18 protein-coding genes are annotated in these 14,756 nt (G+C 67.9%); 7 read left to right on the top strand and 11 right to left on the bottom strand.

Going from position 1 to position 14,756, the window contains the following annotated elements; all coding sequences use genetic code 11:
• Positions 1 to 75 precede the first annotated feature (75 nt).
• Both NBRGI_RS30870 and NBRGI_RS30865 read left to right on the top strand, forming a co-directional pair.
• Positions 76 to 627 carry an RNA polymerase sigma factor gene (locus NBRGI_RS30870; protein WP_029900713.1) on the top strand — a complete coding sequence of 184 codons (552 nt, stop codon included), beginning with the start codon at positions 76 to 78 and terminating at the stop codon, positions 625 to 627.
• Positions 624 to 902, top strand: coding sequence for a hypothetical protein (locus NBRGI_RS30865; RefSeq protein WP_036561599.1), 279 nt, complete (start codon positions 624 to 626; stop codon positions 900 to 902). The genes NBRGI_RS30870 and NBRGI_RS30865 overlap by 4 nt, the downstream gene beginning before the upstream one ends.
• 19 nt (positions 903 to 921) lie before the next feature.
• Here the strand turns inward: NBRGI_RS30865 and NBRGI_RS30860 are convergent, their stop codons facing one another.
• The 4 genes from NBRGI_RS30860 to NBRGI_RS30845 form a co-directional block, all read right to left on the bottom strand.
• On the bottom strand, positions 922 to 1,830 hold the full coding sequence (locus tag NBRGI_RS30860) for an alpha/beta fold hydrolase (RefSeq protein ID WP_081878304.1): 909 nt from the start codon (positions 1,828 to 1,830) through the stop codon (positions 922 to 924).
• A gap of 28 nt (positions 1,831 to 1,858) precedes the next feature.
• Positions 1,859 to 2,698, bottom strand: a complete 840-nt coding sequence (locus NBRGI_RS30855; protein ID WP_029900710.1) for an alpha/beta fold hydrolase — start codon at positions 2,696 to 2,698, stop codon at positions 1,859 to 1,861.
• A 124-nt stretch (positions 2,699 to 2,822) separates the two neighbouring features.
• Positions 2,823 to 3,716: a LysR family transcriptional regulator gene (locus NBRGI_RS30850; RefSeq protein WP_029900709.1), complete on the bottom strand. Its 894-nt coding sequence runs from the start codon at positions 3,714 to 3,716 to the stop codon at positions 2,823 to 2,825.
• A 24-nt stretch (positions 3,717 to 3,740) separates the two neighbouring features.
• Positions 3,741 to 4,559, bottom strand: coding sequence for an alpha/beta fold hydrolase (locus NBRGI_RS30845; RefSeq protein ID WP_370627869.1), 819 nt, complete (start codon positions 4,557 to 4,559; stop codon positions 3,741 to 3,743).
• Positions 4,560 to 4,834: 275 nt separating this feature from the next.
• Between NBRGI_RS30845 and NBRGI_RS30840 the strand changes: the two genes are divergently transcribed.
• On the top strand, positions 4,835 to 5,566 hold the full coding sequence (locus NBRGI_RS30840) for a GbsR/MarR family transcriptional regulator (protein ID WP_029900707.1): 732 nt from the start codon (positions 4,835 to 4,837) through the stop codon (positions 5,564 to 5,566).
• A gap of 84 nt (positions 5,567 to 5,650) precedes the next feature.
• The gene (locus NBRGI_RS30835) at positions 5,651 to 6,493 is read left to right on the top strand and encodes a hypothetical protein (protein WP_029900706.1); all 843 of its coding nucleotides are present in this window, start codon (positions 5,651 to 5,653) and stop codon (positions 6,491 to 6,493) included.
• Here NBRGI_RS30835 and NBRGI_RS30830 read toward each other — a convergent pair.
• The 4 genes from NBRGI_RS30830 to NBRGI_RS30815 form a co-directional block, all read right to left on the bottom strand.
• Entirely contained in the window at positions 6,470 to 7,438 is a 969-nt protein-coding gene (locus NBRGI_RS30830) for a helix-turn-helix domain-containing protein (protein ID WP_029900705.1), read from the bottom strand. The genes NBRGI_RS30835 and NBRGI_RS30830 overlap by 24 nt on opposite strands.
• A complete protein-coding gene (locus tag NBRGI_RS30825) occupies positions 7,435 to 8,166 on the bottom strand; it encodes a PAS and ANTAR domain-containing protein (protein WP_200882250.1) in 732 nt (243 codons plus the stop codon). Before NBRGI_RS30825 ends, NBRGI_RS30830 begins: the two co-directional genes overlap by 4 nt.
• Before the next feature lie 87 nt (positions 8,167 to 8,253).
• Positions 8,254 to 8,391 carry a hypothetical protein gene (locus tag NBRGI_RS48280; RefSeq protein ID WP_158439948.1) on the bottom strand — a complete coding sequence of 46 codons (138 nt, stop codon included), beginning with the start codon at positions 8,389 to 8,391 and terminating at the stop codon, positions 8,254 to 8,256.
• Between the two features lie 103 nt (positions 8,392 to 8,494).
• Complete coding sequence (locus NBRGI_RS30815; RefSeq protein WP_029900703.1) at positions 8,495 to 9,457, bottom strand: hypothetical protein; 963 nt, start codon at positions 9,455 to 9,457, stop codon at positions 8,495 to 8,497.
• Between the two features lie 372 nt (positions 9,458 to 9,829).
• On the opposite strand from NBRGI_RS30815, the gene NBRGI_RS30810 reads away from it, so the two are divergent.
• Positions 9,830 to 10,345, top strand: a complete 516-nt coding sequence (locus tag NBRGI_RS30810; RefSeq protein WP_029900702.1) for a GtrA family protein — start codon at positions 9,830 to 9,832, stop codon at positions 10,343 to 10,345.
• A gap of 4 nt (positions 10,346 to 10,349) precedes the next feature.
• Here the strand turns inward: NBRGI_RS30810 and NBRGI_RS48275 are convergent, their stop codons facing one another.
• Complete coding sequence (locus NBRGI_RS48275) at positions 10,350 to 10,487, bottom strand: hypothetical protein (RefSeq protein ID WP_158439946.1); 138 nt, start codon at positions 10,485 to 10,487, stop codon at positions 10,350 to 10,352.
• A gap of 141 nt (positions 10,488 to 10,628) precedes the next feature.
• Here NBRGI_RS48275 and NBRGI_RS30800 point away from each other — a divergent pair, with 141 nt between their 5' ends.
• Positions 10,629 to 10,838 (top strand): hypothetical protein, encoded by a 210-nt coding sequence (locus NBRGI_RS30800; protein WP_029900701.1) that lies wholly within the window; start codon positions 10,629 to 10,631, stop codon positions 10,836 to 10,838.
• On the opposite strand, the gene NBRGI_RS30795 is transcribed toward NBRGI_RS30800, so the two are convergent.
• On the bottom strand, positions 10,835 to 12,163 hold the full coding sequence (locus tag NBRGI_RS30795) for an MFS transporter (protein ID WP_029900700.1): 1,329 nt from the start codon (positions 12,161 to 12,163) through the stop codon (positions 10,835 to 10,837). The two genes, NBRGI_RS30800 and NBRGI_RS30795, sit on opposite strands and share 4 nt — an antisense overlap.
• A gap of 201 nt (positions 12,164 to 12,364) precedes the next feature.
• Between NBRGI_RS30795 and NBRGI_RS30790 the strand changes: the two genes are divergently transcribed.
• Positions 12,365 to 13,240: an LLM class F420-dependent oxidoreductase gene (locus NBRGI_RS30790; protein WP_029900699.1), complete on the top strand. Its 876-nt coding sequence runs from the start codon at positions 12,365 to 12,367 to the stop codon at positions 13,238 to 13,240.
• A gap of 55 nt (positions 13,241 to 13,295) precedes the next feature.
• On the opposite strand, the gene NBRGI_RS30785 is transcribed toward NBRGI_RS30790, so the two are convergent.
• Positions 13,296 to 14,756: Xaa-Pro dipeptidyl-peptidase (locus NBRGI_RS30785; RefSeq protein ID WP_036561595.1), on the bottom strand; the 1,461-nt coding region annotated here is incomplete at its 5' end.

The following is a 14,756-nucleotide window of genomic DNA, read 5'->3' as shown; positions in this document are numbered from 1 at the left end:
TGGTCGCCGTGCTGGCGGCGGTGTCGGTGTGCAGCTGTGTGGCGGTGCTGCGGTGGCGTGGAAGGTCGGACAGGCATGAGTGAAACGGCTACGTGGCCCGGCGACCAGCTGGTGCTGGCGGCCCAGCACGGCGATGAAACCGCCATCACCGCACTGGTTTCCGGTGCGTATCCGCATATCCGGCGGTTCGCGACGTCCCTGTGCGCGAGCAGTCAGGACGCGGAGGACGCGGCGCAGGAAGCGGTCATCGTGCTGTTCCGCAAGATCGGCACGCTGCGCGCGACCACGGCGCTCGCGTCCTGGGTGTTCCGGATCGTGCGAAACGAATGCCTGCGCCGGGCCCAGCTGTTCACGCGCCGCACTGCGCCGAGGGCGGAGGAGCTTTCGCCCTCGGCCGAGGACGACGTGCTGAGCAGGCTGGAGATCGAACGGGTGGCGGCCGCCGTGGCCTTGCTCCCCGAGGATCAGCGTCGCGTTCTGATCATGCGGGACATCCAGGGGCTACCGGGGAAGACGGTCGCCGCGTCGCTCGGGCTCAGCGCGGCGGCGATGAAGTCGCGGCTGCATCGTGCCCGGGCGGCGGTGCGGGCGCATCTGTCCGTCGTCGAGGGGAGTGAACCGAGTTGAACACCGACGCACCATCGTTCGCCAGCAGATCCCTGCCGGTCCACCTGGCCAAGGGCGCCATCGGTTTCGGCTTCCTCACCGCCTCGATGGCACTGCTGCCGATCCTCGGCTGGATCGGCCTGCTTCTCATCGTCCCGGGCCTGGTGGCACTGCGCGGCTGCCCCACCTGCTGGGCGATCGGCCTGGCGCAGACGCTGTCGCGGGGACGCCTGCAACGGGTCTGCGCCGACGGCCGGTGCAGCCTGCAATCCGGACCGCCAGGCCGATCCTCGTGACCGGCTAGCGGCTGTCCGGCTATCGAACCGGTGCCGAATCGAGAAACGAGGTGAGTAGCGGCACGAGTAGATCTGGGCGGTACATGATGTCGTAGTGGGTTGTGCCCGGGACTATTTCGAGGCGCGCGCCTTTTCCGGCGTTGAGCCGGGCGACGAGGTCGGTGGTGTGCTCGCGATACAGGGCATCGGATTCCGCGGTGAGGATGAGGGCGGATGCTTGAATTTTCGGGAGTTGCGCGGTCCAGTCGTAGTCTCGAGTGAGCATCTGCCTGGTTTTGGTGACCAGGCCCGGCCACCCCGCCGGGTCCGGAGCGACCCCGCTGTACAGCTGGTAAAGCGGAGTCTCGCGCAGCGCTTCGGGATTCATCGCGGCCATCCCGGCTCGGGTCTCGGGCAGCCAGCCGTCGGAGCGGTACGGGGCGGACGCGATGGCGAGACGGCCGACCAGATCCGGTCGGCGCGCCGCGACCTGCATGGCGACGCCGCCGCCCAGTGAGTAGCCGAACAAATCTGTCCTGCCGAGATCCAAATGAGTGATCAGCGCCGAAATGTCATCGGCCAGTGACTCATAACTCAACTCTCGCTCGCGATCGGGAGTGTGACCGTGGGCTTGCAGGTCCACCGAGATCACCTGGCGCGTCTTGGACAGCTCGGGCACGTAGGTGCCGAAGGTGGATTCAGCGGTGGCGAGCCCACCGTGCAACAGGATCAACGGCTGTCCGGTGCCGTGGGTCTCGTAGTACAGCCGCCCGCCGTTGATCTCGGCATACCGGCCCTTGCCGTCGGCAGACACCGGATCATCTGCGGCAGAACGTGTTTCCGACGCAACCGCGCCGTCGGTGTTGTCGGTACCGCCGCAGCCGGTGAGCAGCACTGCGGACAGGACCAGGGCGCTGGAGGCGGCCAATGACACGATGCGAATTCGCATGGGTGATCCTCTTCGAGATTGCTGGGCGTCAGGCCGCGAAGTGATCCGCGCCGACGAGGAAGGCGCCGGAAACCGGTGCCAGGAGAGCGATTTTCGGATCGTGGCTCAGTTTCGCCACTTCCTCGTGCCGCGCGTTCGGAAGCACGGCGGTAATGGCACGGGCGGCCGACCGCAGCAAAGCTCCACTCTTGGTGCCCGAGATGACCAGGGTCGGCACCTCGACGCTCGCCCACTCGGTGGGCCGCAGCGCCTCACCACGCATGTACGGGCCCATGATCGCCCAATCGTGGGCCGTGGCGGGAGCGGTGGCCAACAGGGCCTTCCAGAACGGGGTGAATCGCATGACCGCGGCGAGCAGCCACGGCATGCCCATGCCTTTGGTCATGTAGTAGCGCACCACCTCCGCGCGGCGGTCCGCAGCGATCATCTCGTGTAGCCTTGCTGCCAGATCCGCTGGGGGGACGAAGTTTTCCTTGTCGGTGACGAAGGGCGGTTCGTAGGCCACCACTTTCGTGATGCCGCGCACCCGCCCGGAGGCGGCAGCGAGCAGCGCCAGGCCCGCGCCCGACGACCACCCGAACACCGCCGCGCGGCCGCCGACCGCCTCGATGAGCGCGGCGAGGTCGTCGATCTCGTTCGCTACGCTGTAGACACCGGGCGAGTCGGTGCTGTCGCCGCGTCCGCGCCGGTCGTAATTCACGACCGTCAACCCATACTGTTGCGCCAAGATCTCGGCCAGCTCGACCAGTTTCGGAAACTTCCGATAGCTGAACGCGCCACCGATCAAGATGACCGTTCCGGCGCTACCGCCGACGATCCGATCGAAGGCGATGTCTACGCCTCCGGGCGTGGTGATGGTCTGCACCATTCGTGCCTTTCTCAGCAAACAATTTCAGCGGCACCACGAATCTCAACAGCCTGCGCCAGACGCAACAAGCGACGAGTCGGCAACGCCGGATGTAGCGCGGCTAAACGATCACCGACGCGGCGGCTCACGCCGAAAGCGCTGCCTCGGAGATGGTTTCGAGGAATGGCGGCACCAGCGGGTGCTGTCCGGCACGCGGCCACATCAGCCCGTATTCGATGGCGGGCGTGTCCCGGAAGGGGACGAACACGATCCCCGGGTGCGAGTGGAACCGTTCCGCGCGCAGGGCGACGGTACTGACGCCGATACCCTGGCTGACGAGCACGAGCACCTCTGCCCAGAAGGTCGTCGCGGGTCCCTGCGGAATCGGCCGGCCCGCGGGAGTCCGGCGGGGAAAGTGGCAGTCCATCCAGTAGCGCGGGACCGATTCATCCGCGAGGGTGATCAGCAACGTGTCGGCGAGGTCTTCCACCGACACCGATTCCGCCGCCGCGAGGGGATGCCGCTCGGGCACCATCAGCCCGCGCGGTTCGGTGAAGACGACCGCCCCGGTCATGATGTCGGGTTCGGCGATCGGGAATTCGGTGAGTTGGAGATCGACTGCGCCCGAACGCATCCGGCGGAGTGGGTCGGTCAGCTGGATCTCTTCGATGCCGACGCGGGCGCCGGGGTAGCGGAGACGGAACGGATCGGCCGCGCGCACGAGCAGGTTCCCGCACCATGGCGTCGAGAAACCGGCCGTGATGGTCCGTTCGACGCTACCGCCCCGGCTGGCGGCCAGGACGCTCGCGGTGATCTGCTCGTACGCGGGACGCAAGTCGTCGCGCAGCTGTCTGCCCAGCGGAGTGAGGGCGACCGTGCGACTGTTGCGCTCGAAAAGCGCGCTGCCTATCCGGCGTTCGAGTCTGCCGATGGTCTGGCTGATCCGGCTGGTGGTCACCCGCAGACGCCCGGCGGTCCTGCCGAAGTGCAACTCTTCGGCCAGCGTGAGGAAAGCCTCCAACTCGTGCCGCTCCAGCATGGGCGTTCCTCGTACGCCGGTCGATCAACGACGCGTCGGCTGCTGAGCCGACTCGGCCTCGCGCACGGCCGCGGCGACGGCGCGAAAGTCCTTGCGCAGGATGTGGGAATGGTTGCTCGCGACCTTCGCACTGACCTGGATGTGCGGGTTGCGCGCGAGCACCGGATCGAGGGAGGCGCGCACCGCTTCCATCTCCTCCTCGCCGCCGCCGAGGCTCGCCCCTGTGGCCAGGACGTAGCGCACGGGGCAGTGCACCTGATCGAGCACCGGTGCGATCGCCGCGACGATCTCGTTGATCTCGATGTTGACCTCGGCGTGCTCGGCCGCGCTCATCCGCGCCGCCATGCCGAACGGACGCGCCAGCGGCAGCAGAAAACGCATGCGGCGGAACAACTTCCGAATCCGCTCCTGCCCCTCGGCGCCGGTCAGCCCGTACGGCATCGCACCGTCCACCGACACCACGCCGAGCGCACGCTCCGGATTCCGTGCCGCCCAATGCGCCGCGAGGGTCGCACCGTAGGACCAGCCCACCAGGATCGCCCGATCCACGCCGCGTGCGGCGAGTACGGCGTCGACATCGCGCAGGCAGGCCTCGAAGGTGTAGTCCGCGGACTGCCGCGACTTGCCGCGCGCCCGCATGTCGTAGCTGATGTGCCGGTATCCGGTACCGAGATCGGCGATCACCGGCCGCCACGGGCGCTGATCGGCGTAGGCGCCGTTCAGGTAAAGGATGACCGGGCCCGAACCACCCGTGTCGGTCACCGCGAGTGCGGTGTCCTCGACCGGCACCAGGCCGGTCCAGGTCGAGTCGGCGGTCGAGTGCTGCGCGGTCATGGTCCTCATCAAAATCTCCTCGGTGCGTTTGTCTGCGCTTCGAGATCCCATGTTCGGAAATCTCTGAACATCGTCGACCGTACATTGCGTTCAGAGATTCGTCAACATTGAATTTGCAATAGAAACGGCGATTCAACTCGAAGTTCTATGCTCCATTGCAATGACATTGAGGATGAACGCAATGCGCCTCGCTCACCTTCTTTGCAATGAGGTCCGGAAGGCGACATACTTGGGCAGCCAGCGGCGGGCCTCGCCCACCGACACACCGAGGAGATCGGGACCGTATGCCCGGAGGCAGGCTCAGCAACGAAGATCGCCAGCGCATATCCACCGGCCTGGCCGAGGGACTCGGCTACGCGGAGATCGGCCGACGACTGGGCCGGCCCGCCTCGACCATCATGCGCGAGGTCACCCGCAACGGCGGCGCCGACGGCTACCGCGCGGATCGGGCGGAAGAGGAGACCCGTCAGCGTGCGCGCCGGCAGAAGCGACCGCAGCCGACGACGCGCCCCCTCCCGGACAGCGATTACGGCCGCGACCCGCAGCAGGTCCAGGACGCCGCCGACTCCTTCACCGCGCTGCTGGTCGGCCAGGGCCTCGCTCGGATGGAGGCGCGCGTGCTGGCCTGCCTGCACTTCACCGACTCCGGCGCGCGTACCGCCGCCGAGTTGGTCCAGCTCCTCCAGGTGAGTCCGGCGTCCATCTCGCACGCCGTCGCCTTCCTCGAACAACTGGGCATGCTCCGGCGCGAACGAGTGCCCGGTGGACGCCGCGAGCGCTATGTCATCGACGATGACCTCTGGCTGCGCAACCTGCACGCGACGCGGCAGATGAACGAGGCCCTCGCCGCCGAATCCCGGCGCACCGCAGAGATTCTCGGCGTCGACACCCCGGCGGGGGCCCGGTTCGTCGCCTCGACCGAACTCCTGCTGCTGGTGAACGAAGCGTTCCAGCACGCGATCGAGCAATGGACCCGGCGCACCGCCGCCCGAGCGCCTTCGGACACTGCCCGGTAGATCCGCGCCAATCCGCTGGAACGTTCCCGCCACCAGGCCTTTTGCGATGGCATTGGGCCAGCGCACCGCTCTAAGGTCCCGTGCATGAGCTCTGTCGAAGTTTCCCGGTATCCGGTCCAGTGCGATATCCAACCGCGGCAGGCCGATCTAGGCCGAGACGGCACCGCGAGCACAACCGCGCTGGCGCAGTGGCTGCTGGAGGCCCGCAGACGGCTGCGATTGCCTCGATTCGAGCGACTGGTGCACTCCGGTGCGTTCGGTCCCTTCCAGATCGTGCTCGTCGGCGAGCGTGCCGAACGGCTCGCGCCCGTGCGCCTCTCGGACCCGGATATCACGGTGCACACCGGAATCCGGCGGTTCGGCCGGTCGTCGTTCACCTACGAGCAAGCGGTGTTCGCGGGCGCCGAGCAGGTAGGTCGCGGCGGGGCGACGATCCTGCTGCTCGGCCACGCGGGACCGCTCGCACTGCCGGAGGAGATGATCGCCGATCTCACGGAGCTGTCCCTCCCGGGTTCGACCGAACCGGCGCCCGCTCGGCCGGCGGTCGAGCGCCGAACCCGTGGCCACTACTCGTTTTTCGCGCCCCTGCGGGCACGGATCGCCGACGTCGACATCAATCAGCACGTCAACGCCATCGTCCTGGCGACCTGGTACGACGAGGCGGTCGCCGCGTTCACGGCCACGGCGCTCGGCGCGGCGGGCCTGGTGCCCGATCTGGCGCCGACGGCGCACCGTATCGACTACATCGGCGAGGTCACCTATCCCGGGGATTATGAAATCGGTGTCGCGGTCAGCTCTTTCGAGGCCGATACCGTGCACTACGAACTCGGCGTCTTTCGCGGCGACGCGTGTCTGGGCGTCGCCGACCTCACCGGACCGCGCGGCCAGCTGACCCCTGCACCGTCAGCAACCGGCGTCCCCCACTGAGCGGGCGTATTCGACCGGAGTCCGGCCGTAGCGCTTCTTGAACGCGCGGACGAAGTGGCTGCTGTCCGAAAAGTGCCAGCGCGCAGCGACTTCCGCGATGGTCGGCCGGCGGCCGGGGCGCGTGAGCGCACGCCGCGCCGCGTCCAGTCGCCGGTGCCGGATGTAGGTCGCCGCGGGCTCCCCCGCCTCGGTGAAGGCGCGTTGCAACGTGCGCACCGAGACATTGAGTTCCCGCGCCAACATCGCGGGACACAGGTCCGCATTGGTGAGGCGACGGTCTGCGAGGTCCTTGGCCGCACGGACGAGCGCGGGCCGGAGCTCGGCCTCCGCGTCGTCGAACCGCCCCACCAGCACGGCCCGGGCGAGCTCCAGCAGGGCGTCGTGCGCCGCGTGCACACCCGCGGGGCCGAGCACGGTCACGGTCTCCTGGACCATGGTCGTGTGCGCCATCAGCAGGCGCATCTCGGCCGAATCCACCGAGCCGAGGCTGCTCTGATTCCGCAGCCGCGACTCGAGCACGGCCGAGGGCAGCGTCAGGATCCGCACTGTGGTGTCCGGCGCCGCGCCGAAATGCAAGGGCGCACCGGAGCGCAGCAGGAACTGTCCACCGGTCACGCGGTATTCCTCGCCACCGGGCGTGCCGCCCAGCGCCCAGGTGCCGCGCCGGACCACGTACATCCGTATCTGATCCGCGTAGCCGTACGGGGTGCCCGCGGTGCGGATGACGGACATGCTGTCGAGATCGGTGACGGCCACGTCGCGCACCTTCGCGACCCGGGTCCGTACCCGGAAGTCACCTCGGGTGGTGGAGCTGAACGTCGGCAGCGGGAAGGCCGAGCCGACCTCGGTCAGCCACCCGTGCCGGAAGATGTCGAAACCGCGCGCGACGCGATCCGGGTCCGTGGAGTCCAAGACGAAACCGCCGCGCGTATCGGTGTTGTTCATCGGCGGACGCCGTCACCCTCGGGACGCACCGGGTCGAGGTCGGCGTCCGGTGCGCTGGGCACGCGCTGGTGCGCGGTCAGCAGGACGTGATCGATCCGGGTGCGTAGCGCGGTCGGAGCCGCGCCCGAACCGGTGACATCGGCGATGAACTGCTCGGACAAGGCCCGCAGTTTGATATTGGTCTCCTGGGAACGCCAGCGCAGCACATTGAAGGCTTGATCGGCATCGATGCCGTAGGCCAGCATCAGCATGCCCTTGGCCTGCTCGATCGCGGCGCGGGCCTCGACGACCTCGGGCAGCGTCTCGGTGAGTACCGCCCGTTTGTCGGTCGCGACGGTCGCGGTGATGTCGACGTAGTACCCGGTGGTGCCGATGACCTGCCCGGCGCCGTCGTACAGATGGTCACCCACCACCATCACGTGCCGGACCGCGCCAGTGGCGTCGACGAGGCGATGCCTGCTGCTGAACGGCTGTCTGTTCTCGACCGCGGCGGCGATCGCGGCGGCGACCTGCTCGGAATCGTCCGGATGCCGATGTGCCAGTAGCAGTTCCGTGGTCGGCTGCACGGTCCCCGGCTGATATCCGTGCAGTTCGGCGACTTCGGGCGACCATTCCCAGCGTTGATCGGCGAACCAGTACCAGAAGGTGCCGACCCGCTGCGGCGTCCCGCCGATCACGTGCTCGAAATCCTCCGTACTCGCTCGAGCTGGCAGCGCATCACCGGTCACGCGATCCAGTATCGCTTCGAACGGCACCGGAAGCGACGTGCCCGGACGAATCGCCTGGCTGACCGGCGAATCTGCACGACACGCCGGTCACCACCGCGAACGGTCCACGGTGGCCGGCACCAGATCGTCGTCGGCGCTTGCGCCGACGACGTGGAAACCTAGGGCGAGTTCATCGGCGTGCTGCCGTCGATCCTGCGCCGGGCCGCTGCCCGCGGTGGCGGCCACGATGCCCGCGGCGGGACCGATCTGTCCCGGCAGGATCTCCTGAATGGACGCGCACAGGCCGGCTCGAATCCGAGCCGGCCTGTGCCAGTGGCGAATTGGGCTATCAGTTCAAGCCGGTTACCTCTTGGGCGATTGCGGCGAGCCGGGTCTGCGCGGCAGAGATGACACCGTGCCGATCCTTGTGCTCTTCCTCGTAGGCGACGATCGCGCGGATGTCGGCGGGTGAGGTCAGCTCCTTGATCGCGGCGACGGCCTGGGTCACGTTCAGGTCGGCGTAATCGGCGATCGGCAGTTCCGCCGGTTCGAGCACGCCCGTGCTGGTACGCAAAGAGTGCACGGCCTCGGCGGCACCACGCGCCCCTTCGCGCCGGGCGACCTGCTCGGCGGTCTCCAGGACCGCATCGCGGGACGCGGCAAGCGTTTTCACGGCGACATCCCCCGCGTACGCACCCCTGGCGAGCAGTTCTTCGAGCGCGGGCGGCGCGCTGCGGAAGGTGTCCAGCGCCCGGTCGATACCGCGGGCAGACCACGTCACCGGGATGTTGACCAGCTTCACCGCGGTGCCGGCGGCCGCCTGGAACGGCGTGCGGCGCAACGCCGCCGGGCCACCGAGGGCGTCCTCGGCCAGCACGGTGGTGAGCCAGTCGACGGTCGCCGAGTGCGCGGCGATCAGCCGGTCCGCCAACGCCACGATCCCGGCGTGCTCGGCGGTGGTGGCCAGCGCCTTCAGGTAGCGGGCGCGGTCGAGCAGCTGATGCTCCAATGTGAGATCGCCCAGCAGGGCTTCGTCGAAAGGCTGCGCCTGTTCGCCCATTGCCTTGACCGCCGCGACGGCCCGGCCGAGGAAGGGGCCGATTCTGGTTGGTATGCCGCCCAATTCGCGCAGCGCGGCTTCGATGGCGGCGGCGCGTGCCCGGGCGTTGTCGGCGTTCTCGGACAACTCCCGGCGCACCGCGTCCGTACGCGCCTGGGCGATACGGGTTTCGGCGACCTGGATTTCGGTGTTGGTCAGATCGCGGACAGCGCGCAACTGCGCCAGCAGGGTGGTGGTGTCGCGTGTGCTCATGAAAATCTTTGTCCTTCGACGTGGATATCAGGTCGGCGCAACGGTGCACCACTGATACGACTACCCACCTGGCCCGTCCGAAACATTGCGCCCCAACATCTTCGGCGTCAAGCCGCCTGACAACACACTGGTCAGACACCGATTGCGGCCGATCGGAGTCGGCACCGATCGGCCGCAGCGGCTCAGCAACACCGAGCTTTGCGATCAGGGCTGGTCGAATTCCTTGTACTTGCCACTTCCTTGTACTTGCCACAGCACGTCGCGGTACTTGCCACAGCACGTCGCGCAGTTCGATCTTGCATATACGTATACATCTACGTATAGTCAGGGCGTCGCCGGAACCCGGCGAGACCTACGTGCGATCGGAAGACCATGACCGTCCTGCAGACCACCCACCCGGGGGTGCTCCCCGGCACCAGCGCGTACGCCGCGCTGGCCGCTCGGTACCTGGTGCTGCGCACGGAATGGCAGGCGGCACTCACCGGAGCACTGCGGCACCTGCGCAGCGAACACGCGCTGGCCCAGCTCGTTCGGTTCGCCCTGGTCGGCGGGGCCAGCAATATCGCCTACGTGCTGCTGTTCCTGGCCATGCACGGCAGCGGTCCCCTGGCCGCCAACGTCGCGGGCTCCCTGGTGAGCACAGCGATCGCGAACGAATTGCACCGGCGACTCACGTTTCGCGCGGCAAGCCGCGTCACCTGGTGCACCGCGCAGTGGGAGGGCGGCGGACTGGCACTGCTCGGCCTCGGCGTCAGCACCGCAGCCCTCGCGGGGCTGGACTTCTGGGCACCGGGCCTCGGCGAAACCGCACAGGCGGGCGCCGTCCTCGCCGTCATGGCCGCGGTCGGCGGTCTGCGCTTCCTGGCCCTGCGCACGCTCGTATTCTGAGGCGTCAGATTCGGTCGTCGCCTTCGTTGGCCGACGGGTTCCCGGTCGAGAGTGAGGTGTCGTCCTTGCCGCGCGACCGCTTGCGCACCAGCAGCACGGCGGCGACCACGACCACCAGCGCGATGATCACGATTATCTCCATGATCAGGTGCTACCCGGCATATCGATGGTTATTCGCCGCGGCGGCGATGCATCTTTTACCGCACCCCGGGTACGCAGCGTCAAGCACGCCGAACCCATTCGGCGGTGCCGAACGACGACGGACTCGAACACAGGAGGATTGATGGTCTCCCAGGACACGATCGCGCAGCTACGCCAAGACCTCACGACGGCCTCCGACGCGGGCGACGAGGCGGCAGTGACCCGTCTGCGCGGTGAGCTGGACGAAGCACTGAACGCCCAGAGCTCCGAAACCGAAGCGCTCGACGATCCGACCGCCACCACCGAAGATCCGGCCGCGAAGATGGACTACGAGGGCGACACCCCCAACTAGGCCACCTTGGTGGGGTCGTCTTCGTGCGCGATGGTGCGCAGGTCCAGACGGCGGGTCTCGCCCGCCCAGAGGAATGCGGTGGCGGTGCAGGCCAGCATCGCGCACAGCAGCAGCGAGACGGGGACGGTGGACGGGTACCGGTCCAGCAGCGCGACACCGATCAGCGGGGTGAGCGCGCCGCCGACGACGGTGGCGAGCTGATAGCCCAAAGATGCTCCGGTGTAACGGACTTCGCTCGGGAACAGTTCGGCGAAGAACGGCGCCTGGATGCCGGTGAGCAGACCGTGCATGGTGAGTCCGACGGTGATCACCACCGTGATCACGGTCCACCGGCCTCCGTCCACCAGCGGCAGCGCGAGGAAAGCCCAGAGCGCGATCAGCCCGGCCAGCAGCACGCTCGTCGGCCGTCGCCCGAACCGGTCGCCCACCGCGCCCCCGGCCACGATGGCAGCCGCCTGGAAGCACGAGGCGATCGTGATCGAGGACAGCACAGTGCTTTTCGGCACGTGCACGATCTGGGTCAGGTATGCCAGCAGGAAGATGCTGAAGGTGTAGTAGGTGGCCTTCTCACCGACGTCCGCGAGCGCGGCGATGAGCACCTGTTTGCGAAAGCGGCGCAATACGATTCGCACCGGCGCGTGTCCGGACCGAGCCTCGGCGCGCGCCTGCGCCTCCAGGAAGATCGGTGACTCCTCCACCGCGTGCCGCAGCCAGACGCCGACCAGCACCAGCACGATCGAGAGCAGGAACGGGATCCGCCAGCCCCAGGCCTGGAATTCGGCATTCGACACACCCAGCCCGAGCACCGCGAGAACGCCTGTGGCCAAGAGGTTTCCGAGCGGACCACCGGTTTGCGGCCAGCTGCTCCAGAAACCACGATGGGCGGGCGAACCGTGCTCGGCCACGAGCAACACCGCGCCGCCCCATTCCCCGCCGAGCGCGATGCCCTGCACCAGTCGCAGCAGCACGAGCAGCAGGGGCGCGCCGACGCCGATGCTGGCGTAGGACGGAAGCAAGCCGATCGCGACGGTCGCACCGCCCATCAGCAGCAACGTGATCGATAGGGTCCGCCGCCGCCCGAGCCGGTCGCCGAGATGACCGAACAGCACGCCACCGAGCGGCCGCGCCAAGAATCCGACCGCGTAGGTCGCCAAGGCCAGCAACACCCCGACCAGGGGGTCGTCCGCCGGGAAGAACACCTTGTCGAAGACCAGCGCGGCGGCCAGCCCGTAGAGGAAGAAGTCGTAGAACTCGATGGTCGTCCCCGCCACGCTGGCGGCGACCACCCGGGCGAAACGAGCACCCGAGGTGGGAGTGTCGGTCATAGTCGAGCATCCAGTCGATCAGTGGTCGCGGTGACCTGTCGACTATGCCGCCCACGGTCGCCACCCGTCCCGAAATTCGTCCGATCAATTCGCCCGGCCTGGTGCGCCGCCGAAAAGCGATCGCATGCGAACACTTGACTTGGAGTGCACTCCAAGTCGTAGCGTGCTCACCGAGAGTCTTCGACAGACAAGGGGCTGGTCATGGAACTCGGTTTGCATCTTCCGATCTTCGATATCGACGGTGGCACCACTGCCATCGCCGGTGAACTCGCCAGGGTCGGCGCCGCCGCGGAGGCGGCGGGCGCGACCTGGTTGTCTTTCATGGATCACTACTTCCAGATCGAGCCGACGGGTCTGCCCGCGGAGGCGAACATGCTGGAGGGCTACACCTCGCTCGGCTACCTCGCCGCGCACACCTCCACCGTCGAACTGGGCCTGCTCGTCACCGGCGTGACCTATCGCCATCCCGGACTGCTCGCCAAGATCGTCACCACCCTCGACGTGCTGTCCGGCGGCCGGGCCGCGCTCGGCATCGGCGCCGCGTGGTTCGAGCGCGAACACCGCGGGCTCGGGGTGCCGTATCCGCCGCTCGGCGAACGGTTCGAGCGGTTGGAAGAAGCGTTGCAGATCTGCCGGCAGATGTGGGATCCGGCGAACAACGGACCGTTCGAGGGCACGTATTACCAACTGGCGGAGACGCTCTGCGCACCGCAGCCGATCTCGAAGCCGACGGTGCTGATCGGCGGCAGTGGCGAACGCAAGACCCTGCGCCTGGTCGCACAGTACGGGGACGCCTGCAATCTGTTCGGCAGCTCCCCGGAGGACGTCCGGCACAAGCTCGACGTGCTGCGCAGACATTGCGACGACGTGGGCCGGAACTACGACGACATCCGGATCACGGTGATCGCCAACAATCCGCGCCCGGACCCGGCGCGCCGCGACGAATTCGTCCGGCAGATGGCCGATTACGCCCCGCTCGGCGTGCACACCGTGATCATCACGCCGACCACGGGCGCACCCGCCGCGTGGATCGACGCCATGGCGCCTGCGGTCAAGCAACTCGCCGAACTCGGCTGACCCGCAACGAGTCCGGCCTACCCCACTGCGGTAGGCCGGACCGTGCGAGACCGGACTAGCCGGTCGCGACGTTGAACACGCCCTGCCCGCCGACCACCGGGAAGCTCACCTTGGTCTCGGTGAGGTTCACCGAGAACCCGGGGCCCGGCTTGGGTCGCAGGGTGTACTCGTTGTCACTGGACAGGATGACCACGCCCAGCTTGTGTCCTTTCGGCAGCAGATAGTCGTGCGGCTGCATGGACAGGTTGATCGAGTACTGCGTGCCCGGCGTGATCGGGGTCGTCTTGCCGAGCGAATCCCGGTTCTGCGGATCCACCCAACCCCTGGTGATGATGCGGGATCGACCGTCCGGCCCCCGATCCACCAGCAGCGCGGTGACATTGGCCGCGGGCCGCTGGAAGGTCATCCGGAACGCGACATCGACTGTGCCGCTTATCCGCAGCGCGGACCTGGTCGCTTTGGTGTAGTAGGCCAGGCGATTCGGGGAACTGGGCGCGGCGACGAGGTCGGCGGCCGTCTTGCTCGCGTCGTCGTCGAGGGATTCCGGCGGCGCACCGTTGGCCCCGCCGACCGGCACGAGCCCGCCCGCGCTGCGGCCACCGGGTGTGAACTGCGCGATCGCCGCGGCGGCACCGGGTGCGGGCCACTCCGCCTCGTTCACCCAGGACTTGTCCTCACGCTGGATGGTGGCCTTGGGTTCGCGATCGATCCCATTGTTCTGGCCGAGCAGATACTTGCTGAACCAGCGGTTCACCGTGCGCAGCCATTCGTCCCGGCGCAGGCCGATCGGGTCGACGTGGCCGGACTGGTGCAGCCAGATCTTGTGCGGGATATTGGCTTTCGTGAGCGCCGCATACCACTGCGCGACATGCTTGGTCTTGACGTTGAAGTCGTTGAGCCCGTGCACGGCCAGCACCGCGGCCCGCACCTTGCCGACGTCGTTGAGGTAGTTGCGCTCCTCCCAGAACTTGTTCACGTCACCGGTGATCCGGTCCTGGTCTCGTTCGAGCTGGTCGATGACCGGCTTGCAGATGTTCTGGTCCGCCCTGGTGTAGACGTAGCGGGCCAGCACGTCGGTGTCTTCACCCTGGTACGTGCCGGGCGCGACCACTGCACCGGCGGCGCGATAGTAGTCGTACCAGCTGCTGATCGCGGCGATGGGCACGATGGCCTCCAGCCCGGGCACGCCGGTCGAGGCGACGGCGTTCGGTAGCGTCCCGTTGTAGGAGACGCCCATCATGCCGACTTTGCCGCTGGCCCAATCGGCTACGGCGCGCTTGCCCTGCTCGTCCCTGGCCTCGGCCCGGCCGTTGAGCCAGTCGATCGGGGCGCGGGCGCCGATGGTCTCGTTGCGCGCGCCCGAGGTCGGGCAGCCGGTGGACTTGCCGGAGCCGAGCGATTCCCCGTACATCACAGCGTAGCCGCGGGACAGGAAGTACTCCTCGTACTGCCAGGTGATCTGCCCGTTGCCCAGCGTGATACCCGCGACCCGCAGGTCTTCGGCCACCCGTGCGCG

The organism is Nocardia brasiliensis IFM 10847 (assembly GCF_000710915.1).
In the GTDB taxonomy this organism is placed as follows: Bacteria; Actinomycetota; Actinomycetes; order Mycobacteriales; family Mycobacteriaceae; genus Nocardia; species Nocardia brasiliensis_A.
Note: the sequence above shows the minus strand (reverse complement) of the source record. Positions and strands in the feature narration are given on the sequence as shown.